This window comes from Methylocella silvestris, assembly GCF_002891535.1.
GTDB classification, from domain to species: Bacteria; Pseudomonadota; Alphaproteobacteria; order Rhizobiales; family Beijerinckiaceae; genus Methylocapsa; species Methylocapsa silvestris_A.
The window spans coordinates 1-21338 of sequence record NZ_PDZR01000020.1; the positions used below are offsets into that span (position 1 = coordinate 1).

At 56.4% G+C, this 21338-nt stretch carries 15 protein-coding genes and 2 pseudogenes; 9 read left to right on the top strand and 8 right to left on the bottom strand.

All coding sequences use genetic code 11. The features are described from left to right. Positions 1-114: 114 nt before the first annotated feature. The 4 genes from CR492_RS15325 to CR492_RS15340 all read right to left on the bottom strand — a co-directional run bounded on the left by CR492_RS15325 (position 115) and on the right by CR492_RS15340 (position 3766). Positions 115-1056: a class I SAM-dependent methyltransferase gene (locus CR492_RS15325; RefSeq protein WP_180982573.1), complete on the bottom strand. Its 942-nt coding sequence runs from the start codon at positions 1054-1056 to the stop codon at positions 115-117. A 49-nt stretch (positions 1057-1105) separates the two neighbouring features. Then, positions 1106-1966 carry a dTDP-4-dehydrorhamnose reductase gene (gene rfbD, locus CR492_RS15330; RefSeq protein ID WP_102844610.1) on the bottom strand — a complete coding sequence of 287 codons (861 nt, stop codon included), beginning with the start codon at positions 1964-1966 and terminating at the stop codon, positions 1106-1108. Continuing rightward, positions 1963-2499 (bottom strand): dTDP-4-dehydrorhamnose 3,5-epimerase, encoded by a 537-nt coding sequence (rfbC, locus tag CR492_RS15335; RefSeq protein ID WP_102844611.1) that lies wholly within the window; start codon positions 2497-2499, stop codon positions 1963-1965. The genes rfbD and rfbC overlap by 4 nt, the downstream gene beginning before the upstream one ends. A 340-nt stretch (positions 2500-2839) precedes the next feature. After that, positions 2840-3766: an NAD-dependent epimerase/dehydratase family protein gene (locus tag CR492_RS15340; RefSeq protein WP_102844612.1), complete on the bottom strand. Its 927-nt coding sequence runs from the start codon at positions 3764-3766 to the stop codon at positions 2840-2842. Positions 3767-4427: 661 nt separating this feature from the next. Here CR492_RS15340 and rfbF point away from each other — a divergent pair. The 8 genes and pseudogenes from rfbF to CR492_RS21185 all read left to right on the top strand — a co-directional run. Continuing rightward, positions 4428-5195 (top strand): glucose-1-phosphate cytidylyltransferase, encoded by a 768-nt coding sequence (rfbF, locus tag CR492_RS15345; RefSeq protein ID WP_102844613.1) that lies wholly within the window; start codon positions 4428-4430, stop codon positions 5193-5195. After that, on the top strand, positions 5189-6259 hold the full coding sequence (rfbG, locus tag CR492_RS15350) for a CDP-glucose 4,6-dehydratase (protein ID WP_245412113.1): 1071 nt from the start codon (positions 5189-5191) through the stop codon (positions 6257-6259). The genes rfbF and rfbG overlap by 7 nt, the downstream gene beginning before the upstream one ends. Before the next feature lie 15 nt (positions 6260-6274). Then, complete coding sequence (locus CR492_RS15355; RefSeq protein WP_102844615.1) at positions 6275-7513, top strand: class I SAM-dependent methyltransferase; 1239 nt, start codon at positions 6275-6277, stop codon at positions 7511-7513. A 127-nt stretch (positions 7514-7640) separates the two neighbouring features. Beyond that, the gene (locus tag CR492_RS20560; protein WP_146030294.1) at positions 7641-8807 is read left to right on the top strand and encodes a hypothetical protein; all 1167 of its coding nucleotides are present in this window, start codon (positions 7641-7643) and stop codon (positions 8805-8807) included. 99 nt (positions 8808-8906) lie between these two features. Next, positions 8907-11408, top strand: coding sequence for a glycosyltransferase family 2 protein (locus tag CR492_RS15365; protein WP_180982574.1), 2502 nt, complete (start codon positions 8907-8909; stop codon positions 11406-11408). A 61-nt stretch (positions 11409-11469) separates the two neighbouring features. Continuing rightward, on the top strand, positions 11470-12264 hold the full coding sequence (locus CR492_RS15370) for a hypothetical protein (protein WP_102844618.1): 795 nt from the start codon (positions 11470-11472) through the stop codon (positions 12262-12264). A 200-nt stretch (positions 12265-12464) separates the two neighbouring features. Next, positions 12465-13256, top strand: coding sequence for an ABC transporter permease (locus tag CR492_RS15375; RefSeq protein ID WP_102844619.1), 792 nt, complete (start codon positions 12465-12467; stop codon positions 13254-13256). Between the two features lie 73 nt (positions 13257-13329). Beyond that, a pseudogene (locus tag CR492_RS21185) lies at positions 13330-13546 on the top strand (IS481 family transposase); the annotation flags it as partial. A gap of 52 nt (positions 13547-13598) precedes the next feature. Here the strand turns inward: CR492_RS21185 and CR492_RS15385 are convergent. Then, entirely contained in the window at positions 13599-16403 is a 2805-nt protein-coding gene (locus CR492_RS15385; RefSeq protein WP_245412105.1) for a sensor domain-containing protein, read from the bottom strand. A gap of 183 nt (positions 16404-16586) precedes the next feature. Further along, a pseudogene (locus tag CR492_RS21535) lies at positions 16587-17129 on the bottom strand (CHASE domain-containing protein); the annotation flags it as partial. Between CR492_RS21535 and CR492_RS21195 the strand changes: the two are divergent. Further along, positions 17058-17261, top strand: coding sequence for a hypothetical protein (locus CR492_RS21195; RefSeq protein WP_245412107.1), 204 nt, complete (start codon positions 17058-17060; stop codon positions 17259-17261). The pseudogene CR492_RS21535 and the gene CR492_RS21195 sit on opposite strands and share 72 nt — an antisense overlap. Positions 17262-17389: 128 nt before the next feature. Here the strand turns inward: CR492_RS21195 and CR492_RS15390 are convergent, their stop codons facing one another. Both CR492_RS15390 and CR492_RS15395 read right to left on the bottom strand, forming a co-directional pair. Beyond that, on the bottom strand, positions 17390-20011 hold the full coding sequence (locus CR492_RS15390; protein ID WP_102844622.1) for a putative bifunctional diguanylate cyclase/phosphodiesterase: 2622 nt from the start codon (positions 20009-20011) through the stop codon (positions 17390-17392). Positions 20012-20628: 617 nt separating this feature from the next. Beyond that, positions 20629-21282 (bottom strand): helix-turn-helix domain-containing protein, encoded by a 654-nt coding sequence (locus tag CR492_RS15395; protein ID WP_102844666.1) that lies wholly within the window; start codon positions 21280-21282, stop codon positions 20629-20631. Positions 21283-21338 lie beyond the last annotated feature (56 nt).

The following is a 21338-nucleotide window of genomic DNA, read 5'->3' on the forward strand; positions in this document are numbered from 1 at the left end:
ACAAACGGCTCGAAGAACGCCCACTCCTCGTCGCTCATCATGTCCCGAATCAAAGCCGCCTCCCTGAGAAAGCAACGTTGAATCACCGAAAGCCGGGACTGGGAATCTTATTTGTCAACAGGACCTAGACTTGGTGATCCCCGACAGATTACCTTCCAAGTCGTCGATTTTGGTATTTGCCAAGTCGTCGATTTTGGCTTTTGCAATGCCACACTCGTTTTGTAGAGCACTGATACGGCCGCGCTGCTCTTCAATTATTTCGAGGAGTGAAGCGCTGATTTCCTGGGCGGCTGCGTGACCCAATAATATTGATTGTAGCGCACTTTTTGAGGAGGTAGTAAGCCAATTTTGCTCGGGCTCGACAACTGCTTCCTTACCACTATAAAGGCGACGGTAAGGCCGCGATTTTTCCTGGACAAGCCTTTCTACAACAGCGATCGAATCGTAAAATGTAATGCTGCCGAGCGATCTGTTAAGATCAACAAACAGTCCCCGTTCTTCATCAAGAATTTCATGGGAAGCGATGTGATCAAGATTGAGCGCATCTATTGCTGTTTTCAGCCACTCGATCGAGGACCCCGGCCGACGCAGACCGCCTTCATGAGACGCGTAATAGCTGCAGTGGAGATCTTCAATAAAAAAAACGCCTCCCGGATTAAGATGGTGGAACAATGCTTTGAAAGTAGCTACGACGTCTTTTGAACGATGTGATCCATCATCGATAATGATATCGAACCCTCGTCCCTGGAAGGCGTCTTCCAGCTTCGCAGCGTCGGTGGCGTCGAGGATATGGACTTCGATATTTTCCGTCTCAAATCGCAGGGCGCCGACTGCGGTATCAATATCGATGCCTGTAATCTTAGATCCGGAGGGCAGATACTGGCTCCAGAGCTCCAGCGAACCACCGTTTTGTACTCCGATCTCAAGAAGATCGAGCGGTTTTTCCTGGCGCAAAAACCTCTTTAACTCGCGCTCATATACGCCAAGATATTGCTCCCATTTATCGACGGTCTTTGAGTTCTTTTCGAAAAACAAATCAGCAAGTCGTGGTTGCACAGGCCCCTCGCTATTCGATAATGCCGCCAAATAAAAACTGCCGGTCTGGCTAAAGCGTTTCCACGTATCGCGCGAGCGCGGACTGCCAGGAAGGCAGCTTAATACCCAAAGACGCCACTTTCTCACAGCTCAGAACGGAATAGGGCGGCCGACGCGCTGGAGCATAGGCGCCGCCTCGATCGACGGGTATTACCTTGGTCGAAACCTTGGCCAGATCGAATATGGCCCCGGTGAAAGCCGCCCAGTCGCAAGCCCCCTCGTTCGTCACGTGATAATAGCCGGCGGGCGCATGCATTGCGATCATCGTTATAAGCGCCCCTGCCAAATCTGCCGCCGCCGTCGGGGTACAGACAAGATCAGAGCCGACTTCGATGTGCTTTCGCGTTCGCGCGTCGGCGAGGCGATTCAACACGAAATTGCCGCCCTTTTGCCGGCTCGACGCATGACCATAGAGACCGCAACTGCGGACCACCAGGGCGCCATCCGGATGCGCCGCAAGCGCCGACATTTCACCGGCGACTTTGGATACGCCATAACATTGAACAGGCGATGGCGCATCGGCTTCGCGATAAGGCGTCCGCCTGGCCCCATCGAAGGCATAATCCGTGCTAATCGTGACAAATCGTGCTTTGACCTCAGCAGCGGCCTTCGCCAGGTTCGACACCGCAAGAGCATTGATTGCTAACGCATCGCCAAACCTGTTTTCACATAGATCGACGACATGAAATGCGCTCGCATTGACTATAAGGTCAGGTTGAATGGCCGCGACCGAGGCGCGCAGGATGTCCGGCATGGCGACATCGAGCTCGGCGTGGCTCGGCGAAACAATGTCCCACATATCAGCGGCCTGAGCGCGAAGCTCGGTCCCGAGCTGGCCTGAACCGCCGATAAGGAGAGCCCGCAGCGTCATGGACGCCAATCGGCGAGGAGCGGCCAGGACCGATCTGCATCGGCAATGACCGACACGGGCAACGGCCAGCCTATTGAAATCGCGGGATCGTCGAACCTCAATCCGGCGCCGCGGCCCGGGGTATAGGCGGGCGAGATCATGTAGAAGACCTCCGTTTCATCCTGCAGGGTTTGAAACCCGTGCGCGACATCCTGAGGGACATAAAGCGCATACCCATTGGCGGCGTCGAGCTCAAATCCGAGCCATTGCCTGAAGGTCGGCGAAAGGGGTCTGAGATCCACGACCACGTCGAAGACAGCGCCCCGGACGCAACGGACGAGCTTGGTCTCAGCATGGGGCGCACGCTGGAAGTGCATGCCGCGGACCGTGCCCTTGCGCAGGTTGAATGACACGCTGCATTGCGCGAAATCGGTCAAGCCTCGATCGGCAAATTCATCCCTGCAAAAGGTTCGCGCAAAGTAACCGCGGTCGTCCTCGCGTCGCTGCGGGACAACAAGCAGAACTCCGTTAATATTCGTCTTGGAAAAAATCATCGATCACTCAAACCTGGCGCCGGCGACCCTGCTGGCGTCGCGCCCGAAAAAGACCGATCACCATGTCGAACGACCGTATTCGATTGTGAAGCGAAGTGGCAGAATTGATCTTGACTGTCAACTTTCTGACGCTTGCTATCCAGGTGCCCGTCTGAAAGCGCTGGCAGGATCTGCGCAGTGCGCGGAGGTCCCCTATTTGCGTTGTTTGATCGGCCGTCAAGCTGGGCGAGCATTGGCGCGCTTGGCGCGGGCCTCGCCTCTTTTAGTCATGCAAGGAGTGCGCCCCTATGTGCTCCCGCCAAAGGGCCGCCGCCTTGCAGCGAAGCAGGAACCCTCACGTTTAAGCTCTTTTGTCGGACCAACCTGAAAGCGCTTGCAGCGTCGCCTCAATGCCATCGGCAAACGAAACAATTGGCGTCCAACCCAGTTCGACTTCCGCGCGGGAGACATCGAGGACCGATATTGGCACATCAAAACGGCGAGGTGGAAGGTAATTGACCTTGATCGAGCGTCCAGTCAGGGAACGAATGACATCGATTACGTCGTTCAACGAATGACCCGCCCCGCTCCCGACATTGATTACACGCGATTGACTTTGAACTGAACCGGCAGCCACAATTGCCCGCACAAGATCGGAAATATAGAGATAATCGCGTACGACCGAGCCATCACCGTAGATGTTGATTGGTTTGTCGTCCAGAACAAGGGAAGCGAAGGTCGCGATGGCGCCAAAGTTGCGCCCGGTCGACTGGCCCGGACCATACGGATTGCTGATTCGCAGCGAGACGGCGTTGAAGCCGTAAAGATCATGGTAGAAGTCCAAATATTTCTCGACTGTGAGTTTCGAAACTCCGTAAGCGCAAGTTGGGCGGGTCCGATGTATTTCGGGCGCCGGCAGGGTCGATAGCGGGCCATAAACCGTGCCGCCCGAGGAAGTAAAAACGAATCGAACGCCGCCCTTCTTGTTAGCCGCTTCGATCAACCGCAAGCTTCCCACAATATTGTCGAGAGCATCTCCGACTGGATCGGAATTGGACGATTGTGGCAGGCTCGACCAAGCCAAATGGTAAATCGTGGACACGCCATCCAGCAGAGGCAGCCAATCGATCGCTTCGTAATTTGGGAGCGTCCGCCAGATCATCGATGGAGACGACCTTGCAATACGTGGTTTTCCGCTTACGACAATCACCTCTTCGTCACGCTGGGCGAGTTCCTTCAGCAATGCTTGACCTACAAACCCCGTCGCGCCGGTGATAAGAACAGTCATAAAAGCTCCAGGATAAAACGCTCCGCGATGCAAAAAGCACGAGCGCCGATTTCGTGCAATCGAGGCGCTCACATTACAGAATCTGGTCTCTCTCCAGGCATCGTTTTATCTGCAATTGCCCTCTTTGGGGATGAACGATTCGCTTTTACGTAGGCTGGTGCAGTTGAGCATAAAATGGCGTCCGCGACGGGATTGGAGAAGCCGTCGTTAGAACGACCGATAGCGCTTGTCTCATTCCCGCCTGTCTCGTTCCCGGCTCTGGAAGCGACGGTTCGCGCGAGGAGTTCGACCTGCATGTTTTTTTGAAGGTCTTGACCAACCCATACCGAAAATGGCCTTTGCCTCGACGCTGCAACGCGCCGCTTATTAAACCGGAAAAGCTGTCCAAACAACCGAGCCAGCTTCTTCTAGTGGTCCGATTCTGACATTCGCATCCGCGACTATCAGGATAAATCGGCATACAACATGTTGATCTGGTGGATAAACTTATCCTGCCGCTTGGGATTCAAGCGTCAGGTTTTATCCACTAGGGTTTTGAAAGTAGGCCCGCGGGCGCGATTGACATTTCGAGCTTCGGTCGTCTAACACCCTTCGGGTGTGATGCGAAGGTCGTGTTTGCCAAAACATCGAGGTTCTGAAGCATTATTGAAGAGGCGCCACAATGAAGCTGGTTATACTTGCTGGAGGCTTTGGAACCCGCTTATCCGAGGAAACGGATTCCCGGCCCAAGCCAATGGTGGAAATAGGCGGGCGTCCGATTCTTTGGCATATTATGAAAATATATTCAGCCTACGGAATCAACGAATTTATTATTTGCTTAGGCTATAAAGGCTATTACGTAAAGGAATACTTCAATAATTATTTCATGCATATGACAGATGTCACAATAGATATAGGTAACAATAAGATAGAAATGCATCATTCCAGGGCCGAGCAATGGCGGATAACCCTCGTTGACACCGGTCTGGAAACAATGACTGGCGGGCGTTTAAAGCGCGTGAAAGATCATGTCGGCGACGAAACCTTTTGCATGACCTACGGCGACGGAGTTGGCGATATAGATATCGGCGCGTTGATAGGCTTCCATGAAACGCACGGCCGCGAGGCCACGGTTACGGCCGTGAAGCCGCCCGGGCGTTTTGGCGCGCTGGATATTTCGAACGATCAGGTCAGGGGCTTCCTTGAAAAACCCCTGGGCGACGGCAACTGGATCAATGGCGGATTCTTCGTGCTGTCAAACAAGGTGTTCAGCCGCATTGCGGATGACAGCACTGTTTGGGAAAAGGATCCCCTTGAAAGCCTCGCACGCGACGGGCAATTGTCAGCGTACCGGCATGAAGGATTTTGGCAACCGATGGATACGCTGCGCGACAAGCGTATCCTTGAAGACCTCTGGGACAGCGGCAAAGCCAAGTGGAAGACGTGGTGATCCCCTCCTCTAGCTTCTGGGCCGGCAAGCGGGTCCTCCTCACGGGGCATACAGGTTTCAAAGGGTCCTGGGCGTCCCTTTGGCTGCGCAAGCTTGGGGCAGACGTTTTCGGGCTTGCGCTGGAGCCCGACACACAGCCCGCACTGTGGAATTTGCTCGGCCGGCCGTTCCTCGACGGGTCTCTCGGCGACATACGCAACAGCGCCGTGGTGAACGCGCTGTTCGACGCAAGACAGCCCGAGATCGTCATCCACATGGCGGCTCAGGCGCTGGTCCATCCATCCTACGCAGATCCGGTCACGACATTCTCTACAAATATCATGGGCCTCATCCATGTCCTGGAGGCCGCTCGCAGGACGCCAAGCGTCCGGGCATTCGTTAACGTCACCAGCGACAAGTGCTACGAAAATCGCGAGCAGATTTGGGCTTACAGAGAAGACGAGCCGATGGGCGGCTCCGATCCCTATAGCGCGAGCAAGGGCTGCGCGGAGCTGGTCACGGCATCTTATCGACGCTCGTTCTTCAATCTTCCGCAAGGACCAAGGCTCGCCTCCGGCCGAGCCGGCAATGTGATCGGCGGCGGGGATTGGTCGGAGGATCGTCTTGTTGCCGATTGCGTGCGAGCTTTCCAGACCGGCAGCCTGGTCCTGCTTCGAAACCCCCTTGCAACGCGTCCGTGGCAGTTTGTGCTGGAGCCCATTAGCGGCTATCTGGCTTTGGCGCAGGCGCTCTATGAGCGCGGCTCAGAGGTTGCGGAGGGCTGGAATTTCGCTCCGCCTGACGAAGACGCATGGACTGTCGGTCGCGTGGTGGAGCGCTTGATTGATGCCTGGGGGTCAGGCGCTTCCTGGGCGCCCGACAAAGACATGCGCGCCAAGGAGGCCATGCTGCTGCGCGTCGACGCGACGAAGGCCCGCTTGCGCCTCGGCTGGCGCCCGCGCCTGCCCTTGACGGAAGCTCTGGGTTGGACGGTCGACTGGCACAAAGCGGTTGCGGCAGGCGAGCCCGCTTTAGATGTGACGATCCGCCAGATCGAGTGCTTCGAAAAGCTTCTACCGGCGTGAAGGGATCGAATTTAAATGAACCACAGCTGCCGTTTTTGCGGCTCTCCTCTTGAAGTTACCTTTGCCGATCTCGGAATGTCGCCCATCTCCAACGATTATGTCGCCGCCGACAAGTTAATGGCGATGGAGCCTTTCTACCCGCTGCACGCCTATGTCTGCAGCGCCTGTTTACTTGTCCAGTTGATCGACTTTGAAAAGGCGGAAAACCTGTTTTCCAATGATTACGCCTATTTTTCTTCGTACTCCGAGTCCTGGCTGCGCCACGCACAGCGCTACGCCGAAGCCGCCATCGAGGCGGAGAGGCTGGGACCACAGTCGATGGTGGTGGAGATCGCCTCCAATGACGGCTATCTGCTGCAATATTTTCGCAAGTCAGGCATTCAGGTGCTTGGCGTGGAGCCCACCGCGAATACGGCTAAAGTGGCTCTTGAAGAACGCGGCGTGCCAAGCGAAATCGCTTTTTTCGGCCGGGAAACGGCGCAGCGGCTTGTCGATAGAGGGGTCCGCGCCGATGTCATGGCGGCAAATAATGTCCTGGCCCACGTCCCCGATATTAATGATTTTGTATCCGGCTACCCAATTCTATTGAAGCCCGAAGGCGTCGCAAATGTGGAGTTTCCACACCTGCTGAGGCAAATTGAATACCGGCAATTCGACACCATCTATCACGAGCACTTCAGCTATTTGTCGTTTACGGTCGCCTGCAAGATCTTCGCCGCGCATGCCATGCGCGTCTACGATGTCGAAGAATTATCGACGCATGGCGGCTCCCTGCGCCTTTATATCTGCCATGAAAACAATGCGGCGCGTAAAAACACGCACCGCGTGGCGGCGATGCTGGAGCAGGAGATCTCCGCAGGCCTGCAAGACCTCGAAACCTACAGGCTTTTCTCGAAGGCCGTGATCGAAACGAAATGCGATCTCCTCGACTTTCTGGTGAAAGCAAAGCGCGAGGGCAAGGCAGTCGCCGGCTACGGCGCCCCGGCCAAAGGAAATACGCTCCTCAACTATTGCGGAGTGAAAAACGACCTTATCGAATTTACCGTTGATCGCAGTCCGCAAAAGGCGGGTAAATTCCTGCCGGGCACGCGCATCCCGATTCTGACGCCTGACGCCATTTTGGCGCGCAGGCCGGATTACGTGCTCATCCTTCCCTGGAATTTGAAGGACGAAATCATGGAACAGATGAGCGCTGTAAGGACGTGGGGCGGGAAGTTCGTGACGCCCATTCCCACTGTAAAGATTTTCGATTGAGGTTGTGACACACGCGACGGCCTCGGAGGAAGGGCGTTGCGTTTCTCATTGACTGGCGCCATCGCTTCCGACTGGAGCATATTTTGATCAGATTGAATCGATCCGATCGCCAGGAATATGCTCTGGAGTGCTGATACGCCTGACGTTTTTATCGAAGGCAGGCGCTCTCGCAAAGGTTGCCGATTTCGCGAAGAACTTGACGGAAGGGTCTATCATGTTACCCCAGGATGATCGAGCCGGAGCGCAAAATTCTGGTGAAACATACCTTGGCGACCAGTTCTTGGACCGTGTGCGCAGCAGCTATAGGCTTTCCCTGCGTACGGACGCCGTATCGAGCGACTCTATGTGGGTTCAAATTGGCGCCCTGCAAACTTCGGTGCATGAAGCGCTTCTGGCTCAGGACAATTCTTTATTAAGAGCGGCTTTTATTGATCCGTCTACTACAGACTTATATTATGGTGTAGATAATTTTGCTCGCTCAATTGTAGAACCCCTGGTCAATAGACCGGATCTTGAAGAAATTAAATCGCGAGCAGCCGAAGATGTACGAATTTCGATATTTCGTCTATCCGAGGCGGTGGGGGTGAGACGATGGCTACCGCTCGATTCTGCGCAAGCTTCAAATTATTATCCAGACGGCCATGAAGTAGCCCCTGACATTGACGATCTTCTATCAATTATCGCCAAGTTCATTGGGCTTGATATTCGTTTTCCAAATCCATTTATCGGTGAACTGGGCTTGAAAACTTCGAGAGGTCTTGCAAGCTATCGTGCAATCCAGGCGATTTACCAAACGCATCGTATCAATCAAGAACTGAATGGATCCGCGCGGAAGTCCGTTTTGGAGATTGGGCCCGGCATGGGGCGTACGGCATTCTACGCTAGAAAAGGTGGCATAGCGGCGTATTCGACGGTCGATCTTCCCCTCGGAGTTGTGGCGCAAGCCTGTTTTCTTGGCGCGACGCTCGGACCCGACGCCGTCTGGATGATCGGCGATAGTCCGGCGCTCGCGGCTGAAAGGATATGCCTGTTTCCAAGCACCCATCCGCTGCCGGAGACGGAGAGATTTGGGCTCATCCTCAACGTCGATTCGATAACCGAGATGGGGGCAAGCGCCAGCGCCCGCTACGCAGAGTGGATCGCAAAGCGAGCCGATGTTTTTCTGTCGATTAATCATGAGGCGAATGCGGTGACAGTGGCAGATTTGGCTTCCCGTTTTTTCCCTTCGGCGGACTCCCGCCGGGTGATCTATTGGATGCGTCACGGCTACGCCGAGGAAGTGTTTCGTTTTTAGGCTTCTATCGACTATCGTGCGACCGTTTGCCTGTCCTCGAATTCCAGCAGATGGGCGAAGATGCGGGACCCCAACTGGCTCAAGAACAGGAACCATCCTATGCTCTTCGGCAAGAGTCGGTCGTCCGGCGAACACGCGCGCTCGATCATTGAAAAATCCGGCATTTTTGATGAAGGCTGGTATCTGGAAACATATCCCGACGTGCGGGCGGAAGGCGTCGACCCTCTTGATCATTACATTCGGTTCGGCTCAGACGAAAATCGCAACCCCAATCTCCTGTTCGATGCCCTGTTCTACAAGCAGCAGGCGGCGTCAGGTGGGACAAATCCTCTTGTGCATTATATAACGACAGGAGAGAGAGCAGGGTTATCGCCCTCGATCTTTTTCCCTTTGCCTTGGTATTTGGCAAAATATCCCGACATAAAACAGGCTGGCGTATCCGCCCTAAGTCACTTTATGCTGTACGGGGCGAAAGAGCACAGGAATCCAAATCCGCTGTTCGATACAGCCTGGTTCATCCGGGAATTCAATTTGTCCCCGGATTTGGCGCCGTCGGCATTTCATTATTTCATGGCCAACTGGCGGACTGAAAAACTAAGGCCAAATCCACTCTTTGATCCGTTATGGTATCTGAGCCGATACCCTGACGTTGCGCAGGCCGGCGTTGACCCATTTTTGCATTATTTAACCTCCGGAGGGCGTGAAGGCCGATCCCCCCATCCGCTCTTTGAAGCCGACTTTTATCTTGCGAGCTATCCGGACGTCTACCAGGCCGGGATTAACCCGCTTGCGCATTACCTCGACCACGGCCGCTTCGAAGTTCGTAACGTCAATCGCTATTTCGATGCGACCTGGTATTTGACCAGCTACCCGGACGTCCAGCAGGCCAATCTTGACCCTGTTCGGCACTACATTGAACATGGAGCAAAAGAAGGCCGCAATCCATCGCCTCTTTTTGACTCGTCCTGGTATCTCGAAGCCTATCCGGACGTCGCCGCGACGGGCGTAAATCCCTTGCACCATTTTTTGGAATGCGGCAACCGCGAAGGGCGCGAACCGCTTGACCCAAATTTGACTTTTGCCAAGTACAATCTGGCAAAGACACAACGAAATGTTGTAGAAACCACCGAGATCGAAAGCCACATAGCGGTCATGACGTGGCGGCCCCGTTTCGCTATTGTCAGTCTGAACGAAATCGACGTTTTTTCCACGCCTTCCCTTAAGAATCAGCCCTACCCTTGCTGGGAGTTGGTCGAGGCGGATTCCCGCAGATTGGCGGATATAGAAGCCGATTATTTAATATTTGTCGATGTGGCTGCCTCCTGCGACCGGCGGATGCTTTACGTCTATGCTTCATACATTATCGCCTATCCGGATGTTGATATTCTTTATTGTGATGCCGACTGTGTCAACACACAGGGGATGAATGAGCGCCCGTTCTTTAAACCCGATTGGAGCCCGGATTATCTTGAGGTGTTTAATTATATTGGCGCCGGCGCCTGCTACTCCCGTTCTTTAGTCCATAAACACTGGCCCGAGTCGCAATCCTATTATGACTTTGTGCTAAGGGCCGTGGAAGGCGAGAAAAAGATTCATCATCTCCGTGATATTCTGGTCCACCTGCGGTCGCCGACAGAGTTTTACACGGAGCAGAGCGAGGTAGAGCAGGCCTTGGCTGCACGCCTCCAGCGAACCGGCAGGAATGGCGCAGCCGCGCGAATTGGCGGAACGGATTACTACAGGATCAACCTGAGGCGCGCGACGGCGCCGCTTGTCAGCGTGGTCATTCCTACAGCAGGGAAAACGATCGACATTGAAGGGCAAAAAATTGACTTGATTGTGAATTGTATCGAGCAAATCTCGGCAAATAGCGCATACAAAAATCTTGAGTTTGTCATTGTAGATAATGGCGACCTTACTTTCCAACAAAGGCGGCGCCTTGCAGCATTTGGCGTCAAGCAGAGGGTTACCTATAGAGAACCCGTCTTTAACGTGTCGAAAAAACTCAATCTCGGCGCCCGTTACGCTTCCGGTGATTTTCTCTTGCTTATGAACGACGATATCGAACCGTTGACGACGGACTGGATCGAGACTTTGCTGAACGAGTTTGACAAGCCTTGGGTCGGCGTTGTCGGCGCGAAGCTCCTCTTCCCCGCTGAATTGATTCAGCACGCCGGAGTGATCCTCCATGACGGAAACCCCGACCATGTCCGAAAATTTTATCCACACGATGATGAAGGGTACTTTGGCAGCACATGCGCCAATCGCAACTATGTCGCGGTCACCGGCGCCTGCATGATGACAAGGACTGCGCTCTATCGCGAGGTCGGCGGGTACAATGAACATCTCGCGGTCAGCTACAATGACGTCGATTATTGCTTTAAGGTCCGTGAAGCTGGTTACACAGCGGTCTACGCCGCCGCCGCCGAACTAACGCATTTTGAGTCACAATCGCGGGCGCCGAAGCTCGATCTGTCGGAGGCGGATTATTTTCACAAGCGCTGGCGCCACATGCTCGCAAGAGATCCATTTTACAATGGGCAAATGCTATCCAGCGCGCCCCCCAATTACAAAATTGTGCATAGAACGCGGTCGTTTTAAGCAATCTACAATGAGCGCCTACTAGCCGGTTCACAATTCCATTCCAAGGTGATAGATCGTCATGAGCAGTGCAAAACCTGCAGTTCTTTACCTCGCTCGTGGTGCCGACAGCAATGCCGAGGCGAAATTCGCAGCTTTTGTCCGGTCATACTCGAATTTTCCCGCCGGCGTCGAGCACGATTTATTTATTGTCATGAAGGGTTTTGCCAGCACGTCAATGCTCCACTCGACAAAGGACGTGTTTAAGGGGCTCGCGCCTGTGTTTATCGAAGTAGACGATAATAGTTTCGATATTGGCGCCTACAGAGATACCTTGAAAACAATTCCGCATGAGCGCTTGTGTTTTCTCAACACCAATAGCGAAATATGCAGTGCGTCATGGCTATTGAAGCTTTGCGTCAATCTCGATCGGGACAACGTCGGGGTTGTCAGCGCGAGCGGCTCGTTCGAAAGCCTTTCGATGATGGGAAGGCGTTTCCCGGCATTCCCGAATGTTCACATTCGTTCTAACGCCTTCCTGATGCATCGCAATCACTTCCTGGCCGTCGTCAGCAAGGCGAAGCTCAGCGCCAAATTGGACGCGTGGTTGCTTGAAAGCGGAGATTCCAGTTTCACGCGCTATGTGTTCTCGCTCGGCCTCGATGCTTTGATCGTTGGCAGAAACGGGCGCGGCTATTCATCGGCCTGGTGGACGGCGAGCGACACGTTTCGGCAGGGCGAACAAAGCAATCTCCTGGTCAGCGACAATGTGACCCGAAGCTTCGATGACATGACCTGGTCCGATAAGGCAGACGCGTGCCGTAGCGCCTGGGGCGATTATATCAATAACCCGGGCAACATTGTCGTTGCCGGGTAAGAGGCGGCGCGAGTACGGAGAAAATGGCGATTTGGATGACGCCTTCGGCGCTGGTGGTTCGGCGCCGAAGATGGCGGCGCGTCTTGGCCATAAGCGCGGTGAATTACTCATGCGCCGCTCCCGGGAGACGATTCGGCACGCTCCTAGGCATACACCCAAAATGGCTATAACTTTCTGATTCGGTAACGAGGCGGAGGAATATGTCCGAGACAGGGGAACCGCCGCCGGCCAGCGCGCTTGCGATTAACCTTGCGGTAATTCGCGCGATCCTGTTGCGCGATATAAATGTCCTCGTGGGGCCAAACGGCGTCGGCCTGCTCGTGCTGCTCCTGATGCCTCTTGGGCATCTTCTTGTAATTACGGTTATTTACAAAGTGCTCGGTCGGCTCGCGCCCGTCGGAATGGATGACACCGTCTATTACGGCATATCTATACTTCCGTTTGTAATGTTTGTTTATCCCTCGCGACAAATAATGATTGCAATTATCTCAAATAAATCACTTTTATATTTTAGCAGAGTTAAGACGTTCGACATTTTATACGCAAGAGTAACACTTGAAATTGTAACCGCAATCGTTGTTTTTGTTGTCGTAATGCTTGCTTTGTTAATATTTTCACGCGGATTTTCGCCCAGAGATCCATCTGGATTCATTTTTGCGATTGGTGCAACAATCTATCTCGCGTGTTCGATCGGCATTATGAACGCCCTGCTGGCACAAGTCCTCCCTATCTGGTTTATGATTTTTAATCTCTGCGCACCTATCCTATGGATGATCTCCGGAATTATCTTTTTTCCGCCCGCCCTCCCGGACCAATATTCTTATTGGCTTGGTTTTAACCCATTACTTCATTGTGTGGAGTGGATACGATACGCCTACTACGAGGATTATCCGGAAAAGTGTCTGGACATCCCTTACATTTTCAGCTTCGCAACGGTGTGCCTTTTAGGGAGCTTGATTGGGGAAAGACTTTCCCGGGCCGCGCTTCGCTAGTTGTTTGATCTCGGCCTTTGATGGCGCGATTTTTTCTACCGAATGGAAGGATGCGCTATGGCTCCAGTTCTCCATGGGTGGCGCCACGACGACGACGGCCGCGCGTCGAGTAATACAAAATTGCCAGGAGAGCCTGAGGGCGCTGGCCAAACTGCGACGGGATCGACCAGAAGACCCTCCCCAAACGGAAGGAACGGACCTCGCCGGGCGATCTGCCGATCGGTTCGAAGGAGCCGAGGTCGACGGTGCTCTCAGTTGAGGAGGAGGGGATCATTGTCGCCTTCACGCGCATATGCACCGACGCGCCGGGCGGCGGGCGCTCTGCTGCCCAAACCGCGCCGGTCAGGCCGCGGGTTTAGCGTCGAGCCGTGCTCCAAAACGCGGTTCGATTCGCTTTTGCCGCAACAATTCGGCTGCCCGTTCCGCCTGAACTGGCTCGCTGTAATAGAACCCTTGCACTTTCATCGGCAAGGGACCGGCCGTCAGCAGCGCGCGTTGCGCTTCGGTCTCCACGCCCTGGGCGACCACCTCCATGTTCAGTTCGCGCGCTATGGCAATAATCGCCCGCACCATCGCCAAACTGCCTGAATCAGATGTCGCAGACTCAATCACCGATCGCGGTATCTTCAGCCGGTTCACATGATAAGTATTGAGATAGAAAAGCGATGAATATTGACTGCCAAACTCATCGATCGCGATCCGCACGCCGAACTGCTGAAGACGCTCAAGGACGTTATTTTGCATTAAAGTGACATGGGCCAGCATCGCTTCGGTCACATCGAGCTCCAACGCCTTCGGTTCAAGGCGCCATTTCGCCAGGGTTTGCATAACGTCGTCAACCAACTTGTCTCTGGTCTTGAGCTGACCCAGCGAGAGATTGACTGCGAGGGTTGGCGGAGCGATTGCGGCCTTTCGCCAGGCGCTCATTTGCTCGCAAGCATGGTCGAGCACCCAATGTCCGAGCGCGATAGAGGCGCCTGTCTTCTCTGCGATCGCCATGAAGTCAGCTGGTTTGAGGATGCCGTAACCGGGACGATTCCACCGGATCAGCGCTTCCATTCCGACGATTCGACATGTGGCGAGCTCCAGCTGGGGCTGGTAGTATAGTTCCATCTCGTCACGCTCGAGCGCACGCGCCAGATCTCCCCTGAGGGCGATTCGCTCGCGCGCCTCTTTGTCGAGTTCCTCGGAATGGAAGCGAAATTGATCGCGGCCTTCCTCCTTGGCGCGATAGAGCGCGAGATCGGCTTGCTCCAGCATCTCCTTCGGCCCCAATACCTCGGAAGCGTAGGAGGCAATGCCGATGCTGACGGTGATCCGCAATTCGCTTTCGCCGAGTCGGTAAGGCGCCGTGAGTAGATCACGGATCGTCACCGCCAGGGCTGTTGCGCCCGAGAAATCCGTCAACTCCGTTTGCAGAATTGCGAATTCATCGCCACCCAAACGCGCGGGAAGATCGGCTTCACGGCAACCGCTTTTCAGACGGCGCCCGACTGCCTGCAGCAGTAAATCGCCCATGCCATGGCCAAGCGTGTCGTTGATATCCTTAAAGTGATCGAGATCAAGATAAAGAACGGCGAACGGGCTGGCGCCGCGCCTCGCGGCGGCGAAGGCTTGCTGGAGACGATCCATAAATGTCGCCCGATTGGCCAGCCCGGTGAGGGAGTCAGTCCTGGCGAGCAAAACGATCTTCTCCGCCGCCTCCTTGCGCTCCGTGATATCGGTCATGGCGCCTTCGATTTCGAGCAGGCGCCCTGTGGTGTCGCGGACCGGCGTAACGTAGGTTTCGACCCAGCGATAAACGCCGTCGCGCCTCCGGAGCCGGAATTCGATGACAGAGGGGCCGGCGCCCTCCGTCGCTGCGGCCGCCTGAGCTTCCTGCACCTTCGTCACATCGTCTGGGTGCTGGAGGGTCTTGTAGAGCTCCGGAGAGGCGATCATTTCCGCCGGGTCATAGCCGAATTGGCTCACGTTATGCGAGACGTAGGTCATCGGCAGGGAAGGCTCGCCGCGCAGGCGAAAAAGCACCGTCGGACTTCTTTCGATGATTGCGTTGGCATTCTTGAGTTGCGCAATGTAGCGCTCGCGCATTATCGAGCCGCCAATTAGATCGGCAACCGTCTGCAGGATGTCGACGTCGATCGAGGTCCATTCGCGCTCGGTCTTGCAATCGTCGAAGCCGATTCTTCCCCAGGATATTCCGTCGATGATCATGGGCACGTCCAGCATCGTGACGATCCCAAAGCGCGTAAACAGCGCCTTGGCCGCTCCATCCTTCATGGCGCGCGCCAGACCGGTGACGGCGCGCCCTTCGCCGAGCGGCGCCAGCCAGGGGTCCATCTCGAGCTCGGCCGGCGCCATTTGAGCGAAGGAGTTGTGATCGAGCAAATCAGGCGCGTTCGGCGAATTCCAGCTATAGCGGAGGACGGGAACAGGCGATTTCCCTTCCTGCTGCTTGGTCTCGACGATAAGGACCCGGTCGACGCGGGCTGCTTTTCCGATCGTCTCGAGCACCTTGGGGATCGCGTCCTTGATCGTCACGGCGTTCAGCAATTCGGCGGCTATGATCGATACCGCGCGGAGGAGTTCGCTGCGCAGTTGCAGCGTATCGGCAAGGCGCACACGCTCCGTGATGTCGCGCACGATCGCGATCGAGCTCCAGGCGTCGCCGCGAGGGACCGCGGTAACCGAGAGCTCGATGGGAAATTCCGAGCCATCCTTGCGGAGACCGTGCAGTTCGACAGTTTTCCCCAGCGCGGCGCCTTTTCCCGTATGGCTGAAGCGCGCCAATTCCGCGTTCGCTTTTGCCCGATACCGTGCAGGGGTCAGCAGCTGGTGTACGCCGCGCCCGAGGATCTCCTTTTCGTTGTAGCCGAAGATGCGCTCCGCAGCCGGGTTCCAAAAATTCACATTGCCGTCAACATCGGCCTTGACAATCGCATCATGAGCGTTGTCCGTCACGCGACGAAACCTTGCTTCGCTGTCGCGCAGGTTCGTCAACAATTGCCGGAGCTGCAAGGTATTTCGGCGGGAAATCCACACATGAGTCATGATCGCCACGGTAAGGATCAGCCCCATCGCGGCAACCAATACGGCGCGTTCATGACCAGCCAGAAAGGATGCGGTTGGGATCGGCGTGACGACCATCGTCCATCGGGTATCGGCGAGTGTAAGTTCGTTATTCCAATGTATTCCGGCTTCGAGTTCGCCGCGCGGCCTCGCCACAGCCGGCTCGGAACGCTGCAAGGAGGATCGGATGTAGAACGGAAGCGCCGTCGGACCGGCTCCCGCTTGAAAGAAGGAAATATCTATGCCCTGAGGCGATTTTTGGCCGCGAAGGGTCTCGTCGATCAGCGCGCCGGGAACAAGCGTCACCCGAACGAAACCTGTGAGGTTGCGGCGGCGATCTTGCGGCGTATCGTGCGGAAGCCCCAACGCAAATTCGGGCGCCAGCAAAAAGACAATTGAGGGGCGGCTGAAATCGGTTTGCTTCATCGGAGCTGTCGCGGCAAGCGCCGCGCCATTGCGAATGCGGTCCATGGCTTCTCGTTGCGCCGGGTCGGATTGAATATCGAAGCCAAGTTGCGACGATGTAGGGCTCCCGTTGCGTGTAAAGAGGATCGGGAAATACTCGTCCTGCCCCTCCGCTGGAACAGGCTTGGCGTCGGGACCAAAAGTGTTGATGCGATAGTCCGGATAGACCTCGCGCGCCGCCGCAACCTCGTGTTGGGCGCGCTCGCTCTGGCGCACGCGCGGCGCCCAGTCGATCTCCAATGAGAGATCGACGACCCCATTCTTTGGATGGGTGACGCGATCAAATTCAAGATGATTGACCGTCTCGTCGGAAAGCTCGAACTGGCGCGCGACCGCCAAGACTGTATGCTCGATGTCCGTCAGCCCGCTCTGTATCACCAGCCGGCGGTTTTCGCCGGAAAGCTCCAGTTCAGTCTGAACCTTCGCATCCTCCCAGGAATGCGCCACCCTGAAACCAGCGCCGACCGATAAGATGAAGCCGATGACGCCAATGATCAGAGCCGGCGAGACGCGCGCGGCCCAACGCGCGCCAAATTGTCTCGCCGTTGTCGAGGCTGTCCGAACGCGATGGCCAAGTCGATACGCCGCGCCAAGCCATCTCATGGGTTTTCTCCGTCGATCATTGCCGTGGGGGCGGGGTCGTCGATCTTGTCCGTCAAGGGCGCCGGCTCGCCGCCGTCTTTCGCAGTCCCGAGCGCGCGCCGACGCAGCATCTCGGTGACCTGCGCAGCCGGCGCCGGGCGGCCGAAGTAATAGCCTTGAGCGCTGCCGCACCCGGCGGCGCTGAGAAATTCGACCTGGCCTGCGGTTTCAACGCCTTCGGCAATGACTTCGATGCCTAACTCGCGCGCGAGCCCAATCGTTGCGCGCACGATGGTTGCGCTGCGTTCGTCTGAGGGCAGGCGACTCACGAATTCCTGCGCGATCTTGATTCGATCGACGCGGTAGTCGCGCAAATATTCGAGCGAGGAATAGCCCGTGCCGAAGTCGTCGATCGCGATGCGCACGCCGAGCGCGCGCAAGCGTTCGATCACGCTGACTCGCGCGTGGACTGTTTGCATGAGCACGGTTTCGGTGAGCTCGAGCTCGATCGTCGTCGGATGGAAGCCGCCAACAGCGAGGATTTGCGCCAGATGGCGCTCGAAATCGGATTCGACGGCAAGCTGCGCCGCGGAGAGGTTGGCGGCCATGATGGGCGGATTGATTCTCTCGGCGCGCCAGATCCGGAGCTGGCGCGCGATCTCGGTCACGACCCACCGGCCAATCGGAGAGATCAATCCCCGCTTCTCGGCTATAGGGATGAAGACGCCAGGCGAGATCAGGCCGCGCAGTGGGTGATTCCAGCGCAGCAACGCCTCGACCCCTGTGACCGCGCCCGACGGCAGTTCGACCTGCGGCTGATAGTAAACTTCGAACTCGCCTCGATCGAGCGCCAAGTGAAGGTCTTCGGTCACGCTCACGCGGTCGCGCACGGCAAGATCGAGCGCTTCGGAATAGAAGCAGTAACGGTTGAGCCCCACATCCTTTGCTTCGTAAACAGCGACGTTTGCCTCTCGCATCATATCCTCGGGCTCCGTCATCACGGTTCGATAGACCGAGACGCCAATGCTTATCGTGATATGAATCTCGGCCGCGCCGATGTCGAACGGCGCGGCCATCAAACCGCAAATCCAAGTCGCAAGCGTCGCAACCTGGGTGGTATCCGCGAGACCGCTGAGAACAACCGCGAATTTGTCGCCCCCGATGCGAGCAAACAAATCCCCCTCACGCAAACCGCCGTTCAGACGTTCCGCCACGGCCTTCAGCAGCACATCGCCTTTTGAATGACCAAGCGTCGCATTGATGTCGTTGAAGCGGTCAATATCGAGGTAAAGAAAAGCGAGCGGTTTGGCGCCGCGTTTTGCCGCCGTGAACGCCTCCGAAAGCTCCTTCATGAAGGCCGCGCGATTGGGCAAACCGGTGAGGAGATCCGTATACGCCAAGCGCGTCATCTCCGTTTTGACCATCCCGGCGGCGTCCGTCATCGCCTTGAAAGTCTGCGCGCAGTTGGTCGCGGCGCCGATAAGTTCCGCAACGGTGCGAAGGGTATCTCTATCGACCGCCGACCACGCGCGTTCCGCCATGCAATCGTCAACTCCGACTACCCCCCAACGTTTCCCGTCCACGATCACCGGCGCAGCGAGAAATGACAGAACGCCGCGGGAGTTGAGAAGACGCCTGGCGGACTCATCGGCCTCCCGCGTGATAATCCCCTCAGTCTCTCCCTCGGACAGAGACGGAAGCAAAAGAGACGAAGCTTTGTTCGCCCTGACGCGCAAGGGAATCTGCGCATCGCGCATTGGCGGGATTCCCGGGGCGCTCCATCCCTGGCGCGCCGGCCGTAAAAGAGTTCCATCAGCCGCGCTATCGCGCTCATACAATTGCACGCGGCTCACGCCCATGGCCAGGCCGATAAGCTCCAGCACTCTTGAGACCGACCGATCGAAATCCAATGAATGCAGAATTTCGATGGCGCCGGCTGCGACAATCTTCAGATCTTGATTGGCCCGACGCAATTCGCTTTCCGTCAGCTTTCGCTCGGCGATTTCTTTTTCGACCTCGGCCGCCCGCGACGCCCGCGTGATTTCGCGCCGAACACGGGAGACGATCCACCGATTGGCGTTAAGGCCGGCAATCCCAACCAGCGTAGCGAATGCGGCCAGGAGAAGAGCCGCCGAAATTGATGTCGGATCAGATCGGATGAGGAAGGCAAGGATCACGGGCAGAACGGCCGGCGCGACAAAGGCGACGAGCGCGGGCAAATAGGCTGAATTGCCGACGAGCGCGCCCGCCATCACGCCGGCCAGCATGAGAGCTATGAAAGCATGGTACGCCGGATCGGGCGTCAACAGGATAACCGACCCGGCTAGCGCCCAAAGACAACCTGTCGCAGCGGCCCCGAAGGCGAACCGCCGGCCCCAGCCCTCGGTCGATTCGACGGATTGCAGTTCATGTTTGTAGCGCCAGCGACTGAAGATTTGCGCCAAGATGACAAGGCAGAACAGCCCAACCCATACGGCGAGAATCCACACCGGAAAGATCGGCCGCAATATGAAAGCGCAAAGCAAAGCCGCGACCGCATTGATCGCCAGGATCGCAGGCGTCTGGTAGAGGATCCGGACCTGTTCGCGGAGCGCCTCCATTTCCAGCGCGACCGGATCGGCCGCGCGCGACTGCTCCATGTGGCGTCTCCGCTATTCGCAGCATGACGTCCCTCGTCGACGCATATTCTCCGGCTCTTGGTCGCTTCGTCGGTGAAGCGACCGCCAAAACCCGGCCGCGCAGGCCCCGTCCCAGACGTTCGCCCGCGTTGCATTGCGTTGACTTGAGGCAGTTACTGCCGACACCCAAGTTCGAGGCGCTCTCGGGCGATCGCGGCTGCGAAAGAACTTCTTACTTATTCTTGATGATTGATCATATATCTTCTGCGCACATTTAACAATGTGAAACGACGCTTACGTCTGCCACGCTCGTGAACGGCAGCTAATTGTTATGCTCTCGCTGTCGCCCGGCGGCGCCGTTTCAGCTGTCGGCGCCGCGGCGTGCAACAATAGCCTTGACGATTATGCGGAACGGCAACCGCGTTTGCTGGCCGACAAGCCTCGCCTGCGCAGATCGTTTAGGCAAAGGAAGGTCAAGTCGGTCATTCCATCGACCGACGGACGCCCTGTTCGCTCGACGCCTAACCTTAGAACTGGCGGCGCGCAGCATTCAGAAATGATCGCCACGCGCAAAACGACCTATCCGGCCTTGCGCTTGCAGCCCATCATCATCTCATGGATCAGATCTTGTCCTCGATCTAATCCAGCGGATAGATGATGATCGAAAGATAGGTCATCGGCAGCTGCGTCAGCTCCTCGGGGCCATGCGGCGCCCCGGCGTCGAAAAACAGCGTGTCGCCCGGCTCCAGCGCATAGCTTCGATCGGCGTGGCGATAGAGTACTTTTCCGGTCAGCATATAGATGAGTTCGATGCCGGCGTGCTGGAATGAGGCGTAAGGCCGGGCCTCCTCGGACAGCGTAATCAGATAGGGCTCGACCATGACGTCCTTGCCGAGCGAATGCCCGAGCAATTGGTAATGATGACCAGCCTTGGTGCCGCGCCGTTCGATGTTGACGCCGCGCCCGGCCTTGACGAAAGAGCAGTCGTGATGCTCCTCAAAGGGCGTAAAGAACGACGACAGCGGCTGATTGAGCGCGCGCGCCAGCGACTGAAGGGTCGAGAGCGAGGGCGAAATCTGGCCATTTTCGATCTTGGACAGCATGCCTGTCGAAAGGCCCGCCGCGGCCGCGAGTTCGCCGCCGGTGATGTCGAGCCGCTTGCGATGCATGCGGATCTGCGCCCCGATCGCCTCCTCGAGCGTGCGTTCCGCGACATGCGGCGCGCTCGAGCCGGTTTCAAGCGTTTCTTCAGGCCGCGCTTTTCCGGAACTGGTCACGGGAGGCTCCGTCATGGCAAAAACCGCCTCGGGGCGGTTCATCGGGAAAGACGACTTTGTGCATAGCACAA

Excerpts from the sequence above, each read along its gene's own strand:
- CR492_RS21195 (WP_245412107.1), top strand. The coding sequence starts at position 17,058 with ATGGGTGACGCGATCAAATTCAAGATGATTGACCGTCTCGTCGGAAAG.
- rfbC (WP_102844611.1), bottom strand. The coding sequence starts at position 2,499 with ATGATTTTTTCCAAGACGAATATTAACGGAGTTCTGCTTGTTGTCCCG.
- CR492_RS15375 (WP_102844619.1), top strand. The coding sequence starts at position 12,465 with ATGTCCGAGACAGGGGAACCGCCGCCGGCCAGCGCGCTTGCGATTAAC.
- CR492_RS15355 (WP_102844615.1), top strand. The coding sequence starts at position 6,275 with ATGAACCACAGCTGCCGTTTTTGCGGCTCTCCTCTTGAAGTTACCTTT.
- CR492_RS15340 (WP_102844612.1), bottom strand. The coding sequence starts at position 3,766 with ATGACTGTTCTTATCACCGGCGCGACGGGGTTTGTAGGTCAAGCATTG.
- CR492_RS15385 (WP_245412105.1), bottom strand. The coding sequence starts at position 16,403 with ATGGTCGTCACGCCGATCCCAACCGCATCCTTTCTGGCTGGTCATGAA.
- CR492_RS15365 (WP_180982574.1), top strand. The coding sequence starts at position 8,907 with ATGCTCTTCGGCAAGAGTCGGTCGTCCGGCGAACACGCGCGCTCGATC.
- CR492_RS15370 (WP_102844618.1), top strand. The coding sequence starts at position 11,470 with ATGAGCAGTGCAAAACCTGCAGTTCTTTACCTCGCTCGTGGTGCCGAC.
- rfbD (WP_102844610.1), bottom strand. The coding sequence starts at position 1,966 with ATGACGCTGCGGGCTCTCCTTATCGGCGGTTCAGGCCAGCTCGGGACC.
- CR492_RS15390 (WP_102844622.1), bottom strand. The coding sequence starts at position 20,011 with ATGGAGCAGTCGCGCGCGGCCGATCCGGTCGCGCTGGAAATGGAGGCG.
- CR492_RS15395 (WP_102844666.1), bottom strand. The coding sequence starts at position 21,282 with ATGACGGAGCCTCCCGTGACCAGTTCCGGAAAAGCGCGGCCTGAAGAA.
- rfbF (WP_102844613.1), top strand. The coding sequence starts at position 4,428 with ATGAAGCTGGTTATACTTGCTGGAGGCTTTGGAACCCGCTTATCCGAG.